This is a genomic window from Sulfitobacter sp. F26204 (assembly GCF_026410305.1).
GTDB lineage: Bacteria > Pseudomonadota > Alphaproteobacteria > Rhodobacterales > Rhodobacteraceae > Sulfitobacter.
Map to the genome: position 1 here is coordinate 588,152 of NZ_JAPMLQ010000001.1, position 16,129 is coordinate 604,280.

The window sequence follows — 16,129 nt, forward strand, 5'->3', positions numbered from 1 at the left end:
GTTCAACCCCGCTCAAGGAGAAGCGCAATGCCAAACCCCACTGCAGCCATGATCGTGATCGGGGATGAGATCCTGTCAGGGCGGACCCGCGACAGCAATATGCATCATCTGGCAGGGCAGTTGACCGAAGCCGGCATCAACCTGTGCGAAGCGCGAATGATCGGGGACGAAAGCAAGACGATTATCGACGCTGTTCGCACGATGTCTGTGGCCTATGACCATGTCTTTACAAGCGGGGGGATCGGGCCGACTCATGATGACATTACTGCCGATTGTATCGCCGCCGCTTTTGGAGCATCGATTGATGTGCGCGAGGATGCGCGCGCGATCCTGGCCGCGCATTATGCGAAATCGGGAACCGAGTTGAACGATGCCCGTTTGCGCATGGCGCGTATTCCCGAGGGGGCGACCTTGATTGACAATCCGGTGTCTGCCGCTCCGGGTTTCAAACTGAAAAACGTGTATGTGTTGGCGGGGGTTCCGTCGGTTTTCACTGCAATGGTTGCGTCGGTCCTGCCGACGTTGACGGGGGGCAGACCATTGATCAGCAGAACCTTGCGGATTGATCGGGGTGAGGGTGACATTGCTGGGCCGTTGAGGGTGTTGGCAGATGCCTTTCCGGCCTTGTCGATTGGATCTTATCCGTTTCAGAAGGACGGTAAATATGGTGCCCATATCGTGATACGCGGTACAGAAGAAACCGAGATCGAAACAGCCATGGCCCAGCTTGGCGAGGTCTTTCCATGATCCCATCCTTGCCGCAGCTTTATGAGGCATGTGACCAGACATGGCCCGCTGCCCGCCGCTTTGACGATGGCAATTGGACCTATCGCGAAGGGCAGGGTGGTGGCAAACGGGTCTCTGCCGCGACAGCGTTGAACGACAAGGCACCGGCCGATGTTTCAACTGCCGAAGCGGGGATGGCGGCACTTGGCCAGTCGCCGCTGTTCATGATCCGTGAAGGTGAGGTGGCACTTGATGCAGCGCTGGATGCGCGCGGCTATGCCATCATTGATCCGGTGCATATTTACACGCTGCCGATCGAACAATTGACCGATCAGGCAATTCCCCGCGTGACCGCCTTTCACCTTTGGGAGCCGCTGGCAATCATGCGCGAAATCTGGGCGCAGGGGGGAATTGGCCCTGAACGATTGGCTGTGATGGCACGCGCAGCCCGCAAAACTGCGATACTGTCGCGTTGGAATGAAAAGCCGGGGGGCGTTGCCTTTGCCGGTGTGCATGAGGAAGTCTGCATGGTGCATGCCGTCGAGGTCTTGCCGCATCAAAGGCGTATGGGCGTTGCACAATGGATGATGCGCAGAGCGGCATTCTGGGGGCGGGCGCAAGGGGCAAGGCATATCTCGGTGCTGTGTGTGGATCAGAACGAAAGCGCTAACGCGCTGTATCGCGCTCTGGGATTCACACGCGCTGGCGGCTACCATTATCGGTATCGCCCCGATCAACCAGAAGGAATCAGCCATGGCCGATAATATGCCGACCGCCCTGAATTTGCCGATGATGGACCCGCTCCCGGAGCCGACGCAAAAATATTTTGATGTCTGTCAGGAAAAGCTGGGCATGATTCCCAATGTCTTGCGGGCCTATGCCTTTGACGAGACAAAGCTAAATTCATTCACCGCGCTCTATAATGACCTTATGTTGGGCGATAGCGCGCTGAGCAAGCTGGAGCGCGAGATGATCGCGGTTGCGGTTTCTTCAGTGAACAAATGCTATTATTGCCTCGTCGCGCATGGGGCGGCCGTGCGGGCCCTGTCTGGTGATCCGGCTCTGGGCGAAGCACTGGTGATGAATTACAAGGTCGCGGATCTGACAGAGAAACAGCGGGCGATGCTGGATTTCTCGGTACAATTGACCAAGGAAAGTGCCAGCGTCGAAGAAAGCGACCGCCAGCGGTTGCGTGATGTGGGGTTTAGTGACCGTGAAATCTGGGACATTGCCAGTGTAGCCGCCTTTTTCAATATGACGAACCGGGTTGCCAGTGGAACAGACATGCGCCCCAATGCCGAATACCATTCACAGGCACGATGATCCGCGCTGTTACGGCACTATTGTTGTTTATGGCGGGGCCGTTGGGCGCAGTAGAGTTTAATCTCCCCGTTACTGCGCGACAAACCGTTGTCCGTGACACGGACCCAGACATCTATGACGCGCCGGTTGGCGTTTTTGCGCAGAACGCCGTACCTGTCATTACGGTTGAAGGGGAAATCCGGCGTGCCGCCTGGCGGTTGGATTCGCCGGGGCTCACCCCGTTTCAGGTGATGCGACCGCTGCGCGAGCAATTGGTCGAGGCCGGGTTCGAGATCGCGCTTGATTGCCGGGATGTTGTTTGTGGCGGATTTGATTTCCGATTTGCGACAGAGACCTTGCCGGGTCCCAATATGTACGTGAATATCCGGGCCTTTCATTTTGTCACCGGATTGCAACGTGTTGACGGTGAAGTGCGTGTAGCGGTGACCGTTCTTGCCAGTACGTCGGCAACCTCGGCCTATGTCCAGATCATCCATGCGGGCGGTGCGAACGAAGATGCACTGACAGTTGAAACCACCGCCGGTCTACCGGCAGCTGCCACACCGATGCGCGACGGAGATTTGGCAACCGCCCTGTTTGAGGCAGGACATTCCGCACTCTCGGATCTGGATTTTGAAAGCGGCAGCACTGCATTGGGGAAAGGCCCCTTTGACAGTTTGGTTGCATTGGCGGCCTTTATGGCAAGCTGGCCGGAACAGCGTATCGCGTTGGTCGGACATACAGATGCCGTTGGCAGTCTGGAGGCGAATATCGGCGTTTCGCGTGCGCGTGCACGGTCTGTGCGTCAGCGGTTGGTCGATGAATTCGACATCCCACCCGAGCGTATGGATGCAGAGGGCATGGGCTATTTGTCACCCGTGGCCAGCAATCTGGAGGCCGCAGGTCGCGAGCGCAACCGTCGTGTCGAAGTTGTGCTGCTTGGTTCTGACTAGTCGGGGATTATAGCAAGCTGATGGTGGACCGTGCCGACAAAGTCTCGCGGGCGAGCTGTTCTGTGGCGGAGATATGCCAATCTAGGCCACCGTGGCCGGCCTCAGAGGCCGCTTTCAGGTTTGCAGCCGCCTGTTTGGATTGAGTTGCGGTTTGCAACAGGGCTTCAGCCAGAGCGGCGCGGTCCTGGCGAATGGTGGCGAGGCGTTTGTCATGGGTTTCCCTGCTGATTTGACCCGAGGCGAAGGTAAGCGAAAGCCTGTTAAGTTCGGCGTCTTGCCGCGCCAGCAGGTCGGGGAGTGAGGTTTCGATCATTGCGAAGCTGTCGTTGGCTTTGCGAAGGTTGCGTACCAATGCGTTTGGAGAGGCGAGGGCAACGCGGCGTTTGACCTCTTGTTTGCCGGAGATGTTACCGGCCAGCGCGCCGCCTGCAGCGCCAAGGGCGGCGGATTTCACGCAATTTCCTGTTGTGCTGGCAGCCAGAACGCTGATGCCGCAGCCAATTGCCGCCCCGATCATGGCACCCTTCAATGTCGAAGCACGCACGATAGCATTCGCGTGCTGGGTCAACGCCTCTGCCTGTTCGGTCAAGCCATCCGAAACCAGCACATTGCTGTGCACACCGAGTGGATTGACCTCAAGGCGCGTTGGTGGGGTATCTCGCGCTGTTTGGCTGCAGGCCGCGAAGGTGAGCATGGCTAGGGTCGATACAAGAGTGCGTTGTATGGTCATGGGCCTGTTTTCTATATTGTTTCCGCAGTGGATACACAGCGTTTTGGGCGAAAATGAGGCCTTGATTCAACCTATAGGGAAAAGTTTCGAAGCCATCGACCGCGGCTCAGACGAAAAAGACCCCCGATGCCAGTCATGGTACCGGAGGTTCAGTCTCACCGAGGGAGGCGGTGTTTGGTTACCAGTCGCTGGGGCCTTTGTCGGCAAATTCATGGACAAGAAAGTCGATAAAGGCACGGACCTTGGGTTGAGTGAAACGGCCCGGTGGATAGACGGCATAGATGCCCTGGGTCTCCAGCGGGAGGTCAGGAATTGCGTCTTCGACAAGACCCTTTTCCATCGCATCGGAGTAGAGAAAGCTCGGCAGATAGGCGATGCCGAGACCGGAAATCGCGGCGTTCAGCAGGCTTTGCCCGTCATTCACAGATAGCCAGCCAGCGGTGCGCACCTGGCGTTTTTCACCCGAAGGCGCGGTCAGTTTCCAGACATTGCCGCTGGATTGATTGGAGTAATGCAGCAGCTTGTGGTCATTCAGATCGTCGATTTTTTCGGGGCGTCCGTATTCCTCGAAATATTTCGGTGATGCGATCATACGTTTGGTGGTTTCGGTCAATTTGCGTGCCCGCAGCGTACTGTCTTCCAATTCACCAATGCGCACGGCCATGTCAAAACCTTCGCTGATCAATTCGACATAGCGGTTGTTGAGGACCATGTTCACCGTGATGTCCGGGAAATCCGAGAGGAATTCCGACAGCGCAGGTGACAAATGATTTACGCCAAAATCTGTTGCAACAGAGATGCGCAGCAGACCCGAGGGAGCAGATTGCATCGATGTGACCAGTGCATCCGCTTCGCCTGCATCATTCAGGACCCGGCGGGCGCGGTCGTAATAGGCAAGGCCGATTTCGGTCGGGCTGACACGCCGTGTGGTGCGGTTGAGCAATCGAGCGCCCAATCGCGCCTCCAACGAGGAGACGTGTTTCGAGACAGCGGATTTTGAAATCCCCATCTTCTTGGCGGCATCGGTGAAGCCGCCTTGATCCACAACTGTGGCAAATGCTTCCATTTCCGTCAGGCGGTCCATACCCGCTCCTTCACATCACTAACTTCGAAGGTTGGTATGCAGACCAATTCAGGCAGGATCGGGGCAGGGATGGGACAGTAGCAAGGTAATTGGAGGATCGTTCCTAACGGGGAAACAGGTGAACACTGTGTTTCCCGCAGGGATTACAGCCAGCGTATCAACCGCATGACGACAACGATCACCACCGCCAGTCCAACAATGCCGAGACAAAGGAGGGAAAAGGCAAGTGGGTTCTGCAGCCCCGTCATACCGGCAATATTGACACCGAACAGCCCTGTCAGAAAACTGAGGGGAAGGAATACGCCTGCGGCGACAGACAGGACATGCGCATGGCGGGCCTGTTTGCGGGCGACATCCAGATCATGATCGTCCTGCACGGTGATCAGCCGCTCGCGCTGAGCATCGAGTTCTTCGACAGTGATGGTCGTGCGGTTGGCCTGTTCGCGCAACAGCAGGCGGTCGGGCCCGGGGATCAAGGGCAAATCGCTGTTGGCCAGTTTCACCAGGGCTGCGCGTTGTGGTTCCAGATAGCGACGCAGGCGGATGACGCGGCGGCGCGTCAGCGGCAACTCACGGGGAATCGGCGTGGTGTCGTCATCCAGATCAGCCTCGAAAAACTCTGTAAGCTTTGAAATCGTCATCACCTCTTCCTGCACGCGCAGGGTCAGGCGGGTGACAAGGGCGGTGACAAATGCCGCCGGTGTTGGCGGAGCCATTTGGGCCAGGATTTCCTGTTTGATGTCGTCGATGGCAAACACGCGCCGCAAGCGCACGGTGATGACCACATCCTCCGCCACCCACATGCGGATCGAGACCATCTGCTCCGCCGGCTGGCCTTCGTTCAGATTGATGCCCCGCAGGTTTAACAGCAACCCGTCCTCATAGCTGTCGCAGCGCGGGCGGGTTTCGGGTTGTAGCAGGGCACCTGCCGGAATCGGTGCCAGATGTTTGGCACACCAGGCAGGCAGGTTCGGATCGGACAGGTCGAAATGCCACCAACGATACCCTGTGCTGCCTGTGAGATGGGTGCCTGAGGGTATGGTTGCGCTGCCGTCTTCGGAGATGTCAAAAACGCTGAGTGTCATAGCGGGCCTGTATTGCTGTGCAGGCAAATGTGTACCCTGCGCCACGACGAGGCAACAGCGGCGGTGCAGAAGGGGGCATTTTGTGCAGGTGACAGACGGGTGCACATTGCGGCACCCGCCCAAAACTCCGGTTCAGAGCGTTGCAGCCAGTCGGGTTCCCTGATCAATGGCGCGTTTAGCGTCGAGTTCCGCTGCAACATCCGCACCGCCGATGACATGGCAGCTCTTGCCTTTGGTCTCTAGCGCGTCGGCCAGCGAGCGGTCGGACAATTGACCGGCACACAGAACAATTGTATCGGCTTCGATCAGGGTCGGGTTGTCGCGTGTCTCGCCAAAGCTGATATGCAGGCCGTCGGCGTCGATCTTTTCATAGTTCACGCCTGCGATCATCTTGACCTCCTTCATGGTCAAAGAGGCGCGGTGAATCCAGCCGGTGGTCTTGCCCAATCCTTTGCCAACCTTGCTGGTCTTGCGTTGCAGCATGGTCACTTCGCGTGCTGCCTTGTGCGGTTGAGGCCCTTCGGGGGCCAGGCCTGCGCGGTGCTCTGAAGGGTCTGCGACCCCCCATTCCTTCATCCATTCGGGCAGATTGAGGGTTGTGCTGTCGCCGTCCTGCACCAGATGTTCGGAGACATCGAAACCGATGCCGCCTGCGCCGATCACTGCGACCTTCTGGCCAACCTTTGCGGTACCGTTCAAGACGTCGATATAGCTGACGACATTGCCGCTGTTTTGGCCGGGGATCTGCGGGTCACGCGGGACTACGCCGGTTGCGATGATCACCTCTTCAAAACCATCAAGATCGTTGGCGCTGACTTCGGTGTTCAGGTTCACCGTGATACCCAGTTCATCGACCATGGTGCGATACCAGTCGACAAAGCCCCAGAATTCTTCCTTTCCAGCCACCTGTTTGGCGAGGTTGAGTTGCCCGCCGATCTCGCTTGCGCGATCAAAGACAGTGACCTTGTGACCGCGCTCGGCCAGGGCCAGTGCAGAGGAAAGCCCCGCCGGACCGGCACCGACGACGGCGATGGATTTTGCCGTACTTGCCGGTGTCAGCAGCAGTTCGGTTTCGTAGCAGGCGCGGGGATTGACCAGGCAGCTTGAGATTTTGCCGCCAAAGGTGTGGTCAAGACAGGCCTGATTGCAGGCAATGCAGGGGGCGATCTGTTCGGATCTGCTTTCCATTGCCTTGAGCACGAAATCAGCATCTGCCAGCATGGGTCGTGCCAGCGACACCATATCGGCGCAGCCGTCCGCCAAGACCTCTTCGGCAACGTCGGGCGTGTTGATCCGGTTTGACGTGATCAGGGGGATGCCCACCTTGCCCATCAATTTCTTGGTTACCCAGGCAAAGGCCGCGCGCGGGACGGAAGTGGCAATGGTTGGAATGCGGGCTTCGTGCCAGCCGATTCCGGTGTTGATGATTGTCGCACCGGCCTTTTCAATCTCGACAGCCAGTTGCGCTACTTCGTCGTAGGTGGAGCCATTGGGCACCAGATCAATCATCGACAGACGGTAGATGATGATAAAGTCCGTTCCGACCGTTTCGCGCACGCGTTTCACCACTTCGATCGGCAGACGCATGCGGTTTTCATAGGAACCGCCCCAGCGGTCATTGCGCTTGTTGGTGTGACTGACAAGGAACTGGTTGAGGAAATAACCCTCTGATCCCATCACCTCGACCCCATCATAGCCTGCTTTCTGCGCCAGAGCCGCACAATTCGCAATGTCGGCAATCTGTTTTTCGATGCCCGCTTCGTCCAATTCCTTTGGGGCAAACATCGAAATCGGTGATTTTACCGGGGAGGGTGCCACACAATCGGGGGTAAAGGCATAACGCCCCGCATGCAGAATCTGCATCGCGATTTTTCCCCCGGCGTCATGCACACGTTTGGTGATGACCGAGTGGTTTTCGACATCCTTGTCCGAAACCATCATTGCGGCACCATGCGCCACCGATCCTTCCGGGTTCGGCCCGATTCCGCCGGTGACCATCAAACCGACCTGGCCGCGTGCGCGGGTTGCGTAGAACTCTGCCACGCGGTTCCAGTCTTTGGTTTCTTCCAACCCGGTGTGCATCGAGCCCATCAACACGCGGTTTTTCAATGTTGTGAAACCCAGATCGAGCGGGGCAAGCAGGTGTGGATAATCAGACATGGGCGGGCCTTTCTGGCTATGGCGGTATTGGGCGTGACATCACCGGAAATGGCGAACCGAGTCACGCGCAACGCCGCGTCATATGACTGCTATTGGATATCACGACGGGATGAGTGACAAGGGCACGTGGCCCCATTGGCCGAACCATGCTACGCCAATGGCCAAGAAAACGTGAATCAGAAAGCCTGCGCCAATGACCCCTGAAGAGATTGCGAAACTGCCCTATCGACGCTGTGTCGGGATTATGTTGCTCAACACCGAGGGCGCGGTTTTTGTCGGCCAACGCAAGGACAACTACAAGGAGGCCTGGCAGATGCCGCAGGGCGGAGTCGACAAGGGCGAGACACCGCGCGATGCGGCGCTGCGCGAGTTGGAAGAAGAAACCGGCGTCACGGCTGATATGGTGTCAATCCTGGCAGAGACCGGAAGTTGGCTGGCCTATGATCTGCCGCATGAACTGGTGCCTAAGCTGTGGAAGAGCAAATTTCGCGGACAGGAACAGAAATGGTTTCTGATGCGTTTTCACGGAAACGATGATGAAGTGAATATCGTGACAGAGCATCAAGAGTTTTCCGCCTGGAAATGGGTGCCAGTTGATGAACTGGTTGCCGGAATCGTGCCGTTCAAGCGGTCGGTCTACGAAAGAGTGCTGATAGAATTCGAGGTGCATTTATGATCCGGTTGCTGGTTACGATCCTAACGCTTGCGGCCCCGCTGCCCGCCCTGGCGTTGTCCTGTTTGGCACCGACGATCGAGGGAAGTTTTGCCCGCTATGCCGCGGCGGAAGAGGCCTATGTGGTGGTCAACGGGCGCTTGACCCTGGATCAGACGCGGATGCCTGAAGGGATGACTGAAACCACGCCACCCAGAATGACACATGTCGCGGCGCGGTTGTCGGGCACCTTTCTGAACAAAAAGGGATTTGTACTGCCTTTTGACAAGGAGGTGACCCTGGAAGTTTCCTGCGTCGGACCCTGGTGTGGACAGATACAGAATGACACCGATGTACTGGCTTTCCTGCGCAAGGATACGCAAGGATATGCATTGGCGATCGGTCCTTGTGGCGGTGCGGCGTTCAGCGCGCCGGATCCTGCGATGTTGAAACGGGTCACACAATGCCTGGTCCGCAGGGATTGTTCCGCGGACTAGCGGATCAGGGGCACATGCGGTGCGGCGTTTGTGGGCAGGTGCCCGGATAGACGCGGATCATTGTCGACTTCGACCTGACGCTTGTAGGGGGTGAACCCGCTGCGCTGATAGAAATCCAGCGCTTGGGCACTATCGAGGGTGCAGGTGTGGACATGGAAGCGTTTGATCGGCGCAGCCCAGGCCAGCCGGATTGCCTGATCCATCAGGTATCGCCCGGCACCAGTACCGATCAGGGCCTTGGTCAGCCCGAAATAGGCCAGTTCGCATTGGCCGTTAGTTCGGAAATCCAGTTCAAGCAGTGCCTCGTCGCGCCCGTCCTTTTGCAGCGTGTATAGCGCTACATCGGGATCATTCAGGATGGACGCCAATGCGCAATCCTCCAGCCTGCGCCGCCCGTACCAAAGCCAGTCAGTACCGACGCGGTCAAACATATCGCGATACCAGGCCAGGTCCGCTTCGACCCGGCGAAAGGTGATGTCGTGCGGCTCGGCCTTGCCGCTGGTGGGCGCGGGGGCCAACATCTCAAGATGAGTCACTACCATCGCCACCTTGCCCGCAGGTACGTCGTGCAGACCGTCCTTGATCATCTGTTCAAACCAGCCCTTCGGCCTTGAACGCCGCGAGCATGTCCTGTTGCGGGCGTGGGCCGATATGGCTGATGACCTCTCCCGCACAGAGATTGCCCATGCGTCCGCAGGTTTCCAGATCGGCACCTCTGGACAGTCCGAAAAGGAAACCCGCCGCGAATTGGTCGCCCGCGCCGGTAGCATCTACAGGAATAACCGGGGTCACGGCCACATCAATGCGGGTGCCGTCCTTGATCAATGTCACGCCCTTGCCCGAACGGGTACAGACCACATTGGCACAAATATCGGCAGTCTTGGACAGGGCCTGTTCAAAGTTGTCTGTCTCAAACAGGGATTTCACTTCGGCTTCATTGCCGATGACAAAACCCAGTTCGTTCTTGATCAGCGACAGGAAATCAGGCCGGTGACGCTCGACACAAAAAGGATCAGAGATTGAAATACCGGCGAGGCCCCCGCCCGCATTTGTCGCACGCGCTGCCTCGCGGAAAGCCGTCTTGCCTGCGTCCTGATCAAACAGGTAACCTTCAAGGAACATCATCCTGGCGTTGCCTGCAACATCGCCGGAGACATCGTCAGAAGACAAGCCGGTGGAAATTCCCAGATATGTGTTCATCGAACGCTCACCGTCGGGTGTCACAAAGATCATGCTGCGTGAGGTCGGTGTATCGCCCTCCGCAACTGGGGGGTTTACAAAATCAATGCCGTGATCGGCCATGGCACCGGCATAAAACCTGCCCAGAGCGTCGTCACGCACCCGTCCGATAAAGGCGGTTTGAAGACCCAGCGCGCCGGCACCTGCGATTGTGTTGGCAACTGATCCACCGGGCGTTTGCACACGGTCATTCATCGCAGCATAAAGCACTTCTGCACGATCCTGTTCGATCAATTGCATGATGCCCTTTTCAATACCCATATGGGCGAGAAAACTGTCATCGTTCTGGGTGATCACATCAACAACAGCGTTGCCGATGCCAACAAGGTCATATGTTTTCATGTAAGAGATCCTTTAAGGAAGTTCGGTCTTGTCCTCGAAGGGACAGAGATCCTTGATGATACATGTCGGGCACTGGGGTTTGCGGGCCTTGCAATGGTAGCGGCCATGTAGGATCAGCCAGTGATGGGCGTGCAACTGGAAATCCGCGGGAACGTTGTCTTCGATGGCGCGTTCCACCGCGTCAACCGTCTTGCCCGGTGCTATCCCGGTGCGGTTTCCGACACGGAAGATATGGGTATCGACCGCTTGGGCCGGCTGTCGCCACCACATGTTCAACACGACATTGGCGGTTTTGCGACCGACACCAGGCAGGCTTTGCAATGCGGCGCGGGAATTCGGGACGATACCGCCATATTCATCGACCAGTATCTGGCTCAACTTCATGACGTTCTTTGCCTTCTGGCGGAACAAGCCGATAGTCTTGATATGCTCTGTCAGCCCGTCAATGCCGAGGTCGAGCATCTTTTGCGGGGTATCGGCGATCTTGAACAGTGCTGCTGTGGCTTTATTCACGCCTGCATCGGTCGCTTGCGCGGAAAGGGCGACGGCAACGACGAGGGTATAGACGTTCACATGATCCAACTCGCCTTTGGGTTCGGCATCGGCTGCCTCAAAGCGGGTGAAAATTTCGCGGATGGTGTGATAGTCGAGTTGTTTGGCCATAGGCGTCGGTATGCGCGATGCAGCACTTGGGAGCAAGCGGTTGCGCATGTTTCGGGTCGCATGCAGGGCTTTTGCCACATAGATTGGCTGCATGAACGCAAACACACATATCCCCGCTCTTGATGATGGTTATCATTACAAGGTCATGCGCCGTGCGATTGACCTGCTGGATGACGCCGAGGAAACCCTAACGCTTGAGCAAATCGCTGAGAAAATGGGCATGTCTGCCGCGCATTTCCAACGGTTGTTTTCGCGGTGGGTGGGGGTCTCACCCAAACGGTATCAGCAATATCTGATGTTGGGACAGGCCAAGGAAATGCTGCGCGACCACGCCACCACACTGGAGGCTGCCCATGAGGTCGGATTGTCCGGAACAGGCCGCCTGCACGATCTGTTTCTGAGATGGGAAGCGATGAGCCCCGGTGAATTTGCCCGTAACGGTGCGGGTCTCGTCATTCACTGGGGGTGGTTTGACAGCCCTTTTGGGGCGGCATTGGTCATGGGAACTGAAAAGGGCATTTGTGGTCTGGCACTTGCCGCCGAGACGGGCGAGGAGGAGGCAATGCGCGATTTGCAGGGCCGTTGGCCCGGCGCGCAGTTTGAGGAACATGCTGAAATACTGCGCCCCTGGGTGCGCAAGGCCTTTGGCGTCGCGGATGACGGGGAGGAAAAAGCGCCACTTTATCTTATCGGGGCACCTTTTCAGATCAAGGTGTGGGAGGCCCTTTTGCAGGTGCCTTCGGGCCAAGTCACCACCTATTCCGACATTGCGGCCTCCATCGGCAGGCCGAAAGCGGTGCGGGCCGTGGGTACTGCCGTAGGGCGCAATCCGGTTTCCTGGCTGATCCCCTGCCACCGCGCCCTGCGTAAATCCGGTGCTCTGGGGGGCTATCATTGGGGGTTGCCCGTCAAACGTGCGATGCTTGCTTTTGAAGCGGCACGCGCAGAAGGACAGGGTTAAGTCATAAGCAAGATACTGCCGATAGTATTTTCCCCGTGATTTATTCCGGCATTCGCCCCATATATACTGCATTAGACCAAGCGCCCTGCCCGAACGGGGCCGATATACAAAGGCAGTTAACATGATTTCTTCTAAACTTTCGTTGGTCGCTCTGGTGGCGGGTGCTCTGACATTGGGTGCTTGTACGCAACCGGGCGGCAGTATTCTGGCACAGCCGGGCGACCCCAACCAGAAGACCAAGAACGGCGCATTGATCGGAGCGGCCTCCGGTGCCTTGATCGGTGCCCTGGCCAAAGACGACAACCGTGGTGATGGTGCGCTGGTAGGTGCGGTATTGGGCGGCGCTTTGGGTGCGGGGATTGGCTATAACCTTGACAAACAGGAAGCCGAACTGCGTCAGCAGATGGGCGGCGATGTGCAGATCGTGAACACTGGCGACCGTTTGATCGTTACTCTGCCTAATAACCTGTTGTTTGCCACGGGAAGTACGGCTTTGACTCCGACACTTCAGGGGGACTTGCGGGCATTGGCCCAGAACGTTCAGGTCTATGCCAACTCCACCCTGCAGATTGTCGGACATACCGACAGTGACGGCGATGCGGCCTTTAATCAGACACTGTCCGAAGGGCGCGCGCGATCTGTTGCCAATACCTTGATTGCCAACGGTGTGCCGCCGCAGCGGGTGCAGACATTCGGTCGCGGCGAAAGCCAGCCGGTCGCGAGCAACCTGACGCCGGACGGCAAGGCGCAGAACCGTCGTGTCGAGATTGTGATCCTGCCAAACCCATCCTGATCAACAAACTTTGCAAAAATGCACAGAGCCCCTGCGATTTGTGGGGGCTTTTTGCGTTTCGCGCACAGTAATCAGGTTGTAAAGGTAACCGAAAATCTATTTGGAGACATGACATGACATCCCCCAAACTACTTGCAATTTCAGGGTCTTTGCGCGCCGAGGCGACGAATACAAAACTCATGCGCGAGGCTGCGCGGCTGTTTGGCGACCACGAATATACCGAGGCTGATATTGCCTTTCCCTTGTATGATGCCGACGACGAGGTGGCGCAGGGTGTGCCAAAGAAGGTTCAGAAGGTTGCAGCGCAAATCGCTGCCGCCGATGCGGTGATTATTTCGACGCCCGAGTATAACAAGGGTCCTTCCGGTGTGCTCAAGAATGCTCTGGACTGGATCAGCCGTGTTGAAGGGAATCCCTGGAACGACAAGCCGGTGGCCGTGATGTCAGCCGCTGCCGGCCGTGCAGGCGGTGAACGCGCGCAAATGGTGCTGCGAGGATTCATGGTGCCGTTCCGCCCGCGTATCCTTCAGGGTCCGGAGATCCATCTTGCCGCCAGCAGTCAGGCCTTTGATGAAAACGGCCATCTGACAGGCGAGATCTACGTCAAGGAATTGACGGCACTGATGGTCGCTTTGCGCCGGATGATCTAATGTTCAACCGCGATCTCGACAAGGTTGCGGTCGGGGTCTCGGATGTAGATCGACGTGAGGGGCGACATGGTCCCGGTGCGTGCAACCGGTCCTTGTTCAATTGGGACGCTGCACCTGTCCAGATGTGTCATCCAATCGGCCAGCGGCAGATCAGTCAGAAAACACAGATCGGCGCTTCCGGGTGTGGGCCGCGCTGCTTTTGGTTCAAATTCTGCCCCCTGTCGGTGTAGGTTGATCTTGGTATTGCCAAAGCGCAAGGCCTGGCGGATTTCGCCATCGGGCGTGGTGAACTGATGGAGGGTCATGCCCATGGCCGTCGCGTAAAACCGGGTGTTTTGCGCGATGTCGGCGACAGTCAGGACCAAATGATCGAGGGATTTCACAGTCGGTTCCGCTTGCGGCATGGTCCTGTTCTCTTCTAATTGTCCGGTATGAAATCTGACCGGATTGAAGCCACAAGTCAAAGCGATGTGATGGATGCGGCTCGCGCCAATGCGCTGCAGGCCGCTTTGGGTGAAACTGCGCGGTTCAGCCGGGGTGATCCGTTGCCGCCGTTTTTTCACCAACTCTATTTCTGGGATCCGCAGCCGCCTGTTGCCCTGGGCCGTGATGGCCATCCCGCAGTCGGGGGATTGATCCCCGATATGGGGTTGCCACGACGGATGTGGGCGGCGGGGCGGTTGGCCTTTCAGGCTCCTCTGCGCCTTGGTGTGGCGGCCACGCGCACCAGCAGTTGTGAAAGGGCCGTGCTGAAACAAGGACGCAGTGGGCCGCTCGGTTTCGTGACGCTACGCCATGACATAGATCAGAGCGGTGTCCACTGCCTGACCGAGTGGCAGAATCTGGTCTATCGCCCAGATCCCGACGCAGAAGCGGCGCGGATCTCTCCGCCCATGGCCCCCGTCGATGAGACACATCACCGCGAGGTGAGGTTTTCGTCGACGTTGCTGTTTCGTTATTCTGCCCTGACCTTTAATGGTCACCGCATTCACTATGATCTGGACTATGCCCGCGATGTCGAAGGATATGCCGGGTTGGTCGTGCATGGCCCGCTTCTGGCGCAACTGTTGATGTTGATGGCACAGGATCATCTGGGCCCGTTGGCGCGGTTCGACTTTCGCGCGACAGCGCCCCTGATACATGACGAAACGGCATATCTGTGCATCAAGGGACGAGATTTGTGGGTGCGCGGCGCGGACGGGCGGCAATGTATGATCGCCAAAGCCTGAGGCTACAGATTGTCTTCGACACGGAAGCCCTGGGGGATCGTGTCATGCCCTTCCAACATCAGATCGACCATGACTTCCGCAACTTTTGGTGCCATGCCAAACCCGATTTTGTAGCCGCCGTTTGCGATGAAATGCCCCGTTTTGCCGGGCCAGGTGCCGAGCATCGGTGCACGGCTGCGGGCACGGGGGCGCAGGCTGGCCCAGCGTTCGATCACCGGCGCATCCTGCAGGGCAGGAACGGCGGTGCGCGCGGCCTTGATAACTGTATTCAAGGAGTCATCGGTTGTGGTGGCCGAGCGATAACTGCGTTCCGTGGTTGAGCCGACAGCGACTGTGCCATCGCAATGCGGTATGATGTGGACGCCGGCGGCGTATAGTTGTGGCATGCCGGAAGCATCATGTTTCAACAAGGCGGCCTGCCCCTTGACGCCGTTGCCCATGCTGCGTGTATGTCCTGCGGTCAGTGCTTCCAGTCCCGCTACTCCCGTGGCCCAAAGCACCTGTCCGTGATCCGTCCCTTCGGGGAGGACGGTGACATCCTGTGCCGCCAGGGCAGCCACCAATGCCTGACAGGCCTTGCGCGGGTGGATCAAGGCGCTGAGGCTGTCGTGGATGAGATAGCCTGTTGTGCTGCGAGGCTGCCAGCCAGAGGACTGCGCAGGCAAGACCTGCCAGGTGGCGTGGTTGTTCCACAGGGGTATTGCCGACTGCGCCCGCTCGTTTGCCAGACGCAGGGCATGTTCATCAGCGATCGATTGCAATCTGCCGTTGCGGGCATATCCCGGGGAAACACCGCCTGCGGCGTAGATCTGTGCCCAGAACCGGTCTGCCATCAAAAGGCTTTCCAGCTGGAAGGCCTTTTTTGGGTTCCATCTTTCTGGCACATGCGGGGCCAGTGCGCCCACGATACCGCCGCTGCTGCCCGCACCCGCGCCAAAGGGGTCAATGAGTTGGACGCGCGCGCCGCGCTGAACGGCGACCCAGGCAACGGCCAGCCCGAAGATACCCGCGCCACGTATTGTCAGATCATATATTGCCAAGGGCCGCTCCTTCGCGCACATCT

At 57.9% G+C, this 16,129-nt stretch carries 19 protein-coding genes; 10 read left to right on the forward strand and 9 right to left on the reverse strand.

Annotated elements, in window-relative coordinates; translation table 11 throughout:
* Positions 1-27 precede the first annotated feature (27 nt).
* The 4 genes from OS190_RS02775 to OS190_RS02790 are packed head-to-tail and all read left to right on the forward strand — an operon-like array spanning position 28 to position 2,981.
* Positions 28-747 carry a competence/damage-inducible protein A gene (locus tag OS190_RS02775; protein ID WP_267157133.1) on the forward strand — a complete coding sequence of 240 codons (720 nt, stop codon included), beginning with the start codon at positions 28-30 and terminating at the stop codon, positions 745-747.
* Entirely contained in the window at positions 744-1,490 is a 747-nt protein-coding gene (locus tag OS190_RS02780; RefSeq protein ID WP_267157134.1) for a GNAT family N-acetyltransferase, read from the forward strand. The genes OS190_RS02775 and OS190_RS02780 overlap by 4 nt, the downstream gene beginning before the upstream one ends.
* Entirely contained in the window at positions 1,480-2,049 is a 570-nt protein-coding gene (locus tag OS190_RS02785) for a peroxidase-related enzyme (protein WP_267157135.1), read from the forward strand. Before OS190_RS02780 ends, OS190_RS02785 begins: the two co-directional genes overlap by 11 nt.
* Positions 2,046-2,981: an OmpA family protein gene (locus tag OS190_RS02790; RefSeq protein WP_267157136.1), complete on the forward strand. Its 936-nt coding sequence runs from the start codon at positions 2,046-2,048 to the stop codon at positions 2,979-2,981. The genes OS190_RS02785 and OS190_RS02790 overlap by 4 nt, the downstream gene beginning before the upstream one ends.
* Before the next feature lie 7 nt (positions 2,982-2,988).
* Here the strand turns inward: OS190_RS02790 and OS190_RS02795 are convergent, their stop codons facing one another.
* The 4 genes from OS190_RS02795 to OS190_RS02810 all read right to left on the reverse strand — a co-directional run bounded on the left by OS190_RS02795 (position 2,989) and on the right by OS190_RS02810 (position 8,040).
* Positions 2,989-3,711: a hypothetical protein gene (locus tag OS190_RS02795; protein WP_267157137.1), complete on the reverse strand. Its 723-nt coding sequence runs from the start codon at positions 3,709-3,711 to the stop codon at positions 2,989-2,991.
* 178 nt (positions 3,712-3,889) lie between these two features.
* A complete protein-coding gene (locus OS190_RS02800) occupies positions 3,890-4,795 on the reverse strand; it encodes a LysR family transcriptional regulator (RefSeq protein WP_267157138.1) in 906 nt (301 codons plus the stop codon).
* Positions 4,796-4,938: 143 nt separating this feature from the next.
* The gene (locus tag OS190_RS02805; protein WP_267157139.1) at positions 4,939-5,880 is read right to left on the reverse strand and encodes a CorA family divalent cation transporter; all 942 of its coding nucleotides are present in this window, start codon (positions 5,878-5,880) and stop codon (positions 4,939-4,941) included.
* Positions 5,881-6,012: 132 nt separating this feature from the next.
* Positions 6,013-8,040 carry an NADPH-dependent 2,4-dienoyl-CoA reductase gene (locus tag OS190_RS02810; RefSeq protein ID WP_267157140.1) on the reverse strand — a complete coding sequence of 676 codons (2,028 nt, stop codon included), beginning with the start codon at positions 8,038-8,040 and terminating at the stop codon, positions 6,013-6,015.
* Between the two features lie 193 nt (positions 8,041-8,233).
* Between OS190_RS02810 and OS190_RS02815 the strand changes: the two genes are divergently transcribed.
* Together OS190_RS02815 and OS190_RS02820 are read left to right on the forward strand one after the other, a co-directional pair.
* On the forward strand, positions 8,234-8,716 hold the full coding sequence (locus OS190_RS02815; RefSeq protein WP_267157141.1) for an RNA pyrophosphohydrolase: 483 nt from the start codon (positions 8,234-8,236) through the stop codon (positions 8,714-8,716).
* Positions 8,713-9,189: a hypothetical protein gene (locus tag OS190_RS02820; protein WP_267157142.1), complete on the forward strand. Its 477-nt coding sequence runs from the start codon at positions 8,713-8,715 to the stop codon at positions 9,187-9,189. Before OS190_RS02815 ends, OS190_RS02820 begins: the two co-directional genes overlap by 4 nt.
* On the opposite strand, the gene OS190_RS02825 is transcribed toward OS190_RS02820, so the two are convergent.
* From OS190_RS02825 to nth, 3 genes are read right to left on the reverse strand one after another with little or no spacing between them, the layout of a single operon-like run.
* Complete coding sequence (locus tag OS190_RS02825; RefSeq protein ID WP_267157143.1) at positions 9,186-9,776, reverse strand: GNAT family N-acetyltransferase; 591 nt, start codon at positions 9,774-9,776, stop codon at positions 9,186-9,188. The genes OS190_RS02820 and OS190_RS02825 overlap by 4 nt on opposite strands.
* A 4-nt stretch (positions 9,777-9,780) precedes the next feature.
* On the reverse strand, positions 9,781-10,770 hold the full coding sequence (locus tag OS190_RS02830) for an adenosine kinase (RefSeq protein ID WP_267157144.1): 990 nt from the start codon (positions 10,768-10,770) through the stop codon (positions 9,781-9,783).
* Between the two features lie 12 nt (positions 10,771-10,782).
* Positions 10,783-11,433, reverse strand: a complete 651-nt coding sequence (gene nth, locus OS190_RS02835) for an endonuclease III (RefSeq protein WP_267157337.1) — start codon at positions 11,431-11,433, stop codon at positions 10,783-10,785.
* 91 nt (positions 11,434-11,524) lie between these two features.
* On the opposite strand from nth, the gene OS190_RS02840 reads away from it, so the two are divergent.
* The 3 genes from OS190_RS02840 to OS190_RS02850 all read left to right on the forward strand — a co-directional run bounded on the left by OS190_RS02840 (position 11,525) and on the right by OS190_RS02850 (position 13,837).
* A complete protein-coding gene (locus OS190_RS02840; RefSeq protein ID WP_267157145.1) occupies positions 11,525-12,394 on the forward strand; it encodes a methylated-DNA--[protein]-cysteine S-methyltransferase in 870 nt (289 codons plus the stop codon).
* Between the two features lie 121 nt (positions 12,395-12,515).
* Positions 12,516-13,187 carry a YiaD family glycine zipper/OmpA-like lipoprotein gene (locus OS190_RS02845; protein WP_267157146.1) on the forward strand — a complete coding sequence of 224 codons (672 nt, stop codon included), beginning with the start codon at positions 12,516-12,518 and terminating at the stop codon, positions 13,185-13,187.
* 113 nt (positions 13,188-13,300) lie between these two features.
* Positions 13,301-13,837, forward strand: coding sequence for an NADPH-dependent FMN reductase (locus tag OS190_RS02850; protein ID WP_267157147.1), 537 nt, complete (start codon positions 13,301-13,303; stop codon positions 13,835-13,837).
* On the opposite strand, the gene OS190_RS02855 is transcribed toward OS190_RS02850, so the two are convergent.
* Complete coding sequence (locus OS190_RS02855; RefSeq protein WP_267157148.1) at positions 13,834-14,241, reverse strand: VOC family protein; 408 nt, start codon at positions 14,239-14,241, stop codon at positions 13,834-13,836. The genes OS190_RS02850 and OS190_RS02855 overlap by 4 nt on opposite strands.
* A gap of 69 nt (positions 14,242-14,310) precedes the next feature.
* On the opposite strand from OS190_RS02855, the gene OS190_RS02860 reads away from it, so the two are divergent.
* Positions 14,311-15,066, forward strand: coding sequence for an HTD2 family dehydratase (locus tag OS190_RS02860; protein WP_267157149.1), 756 nt, complete (start codon positions 14,311-14,313; stop codon positions 15,064-15,066).
* Between the two features lie 2 nt (positions 15,067-15,068).
* On the opposite strand, the gene OS190_RS02865 is transcribed toward OS190_RS02860, so the two are convergent.
* The gene (locus tag OS190_RS02865; protein WP_267157150.1) at positions 15,069-16,106 is read right to left on the reverse strand and encodes an NAD(P)/FAD-dependent oxidoreductase; all 1,038 of its coding nucleotides are present in this window, start codon (positions 16,104-16,106) and stop codon (positions 15,069-15,071) included.
* Positions 16,107-16,129: the final 23 nt, after the last annotated feature.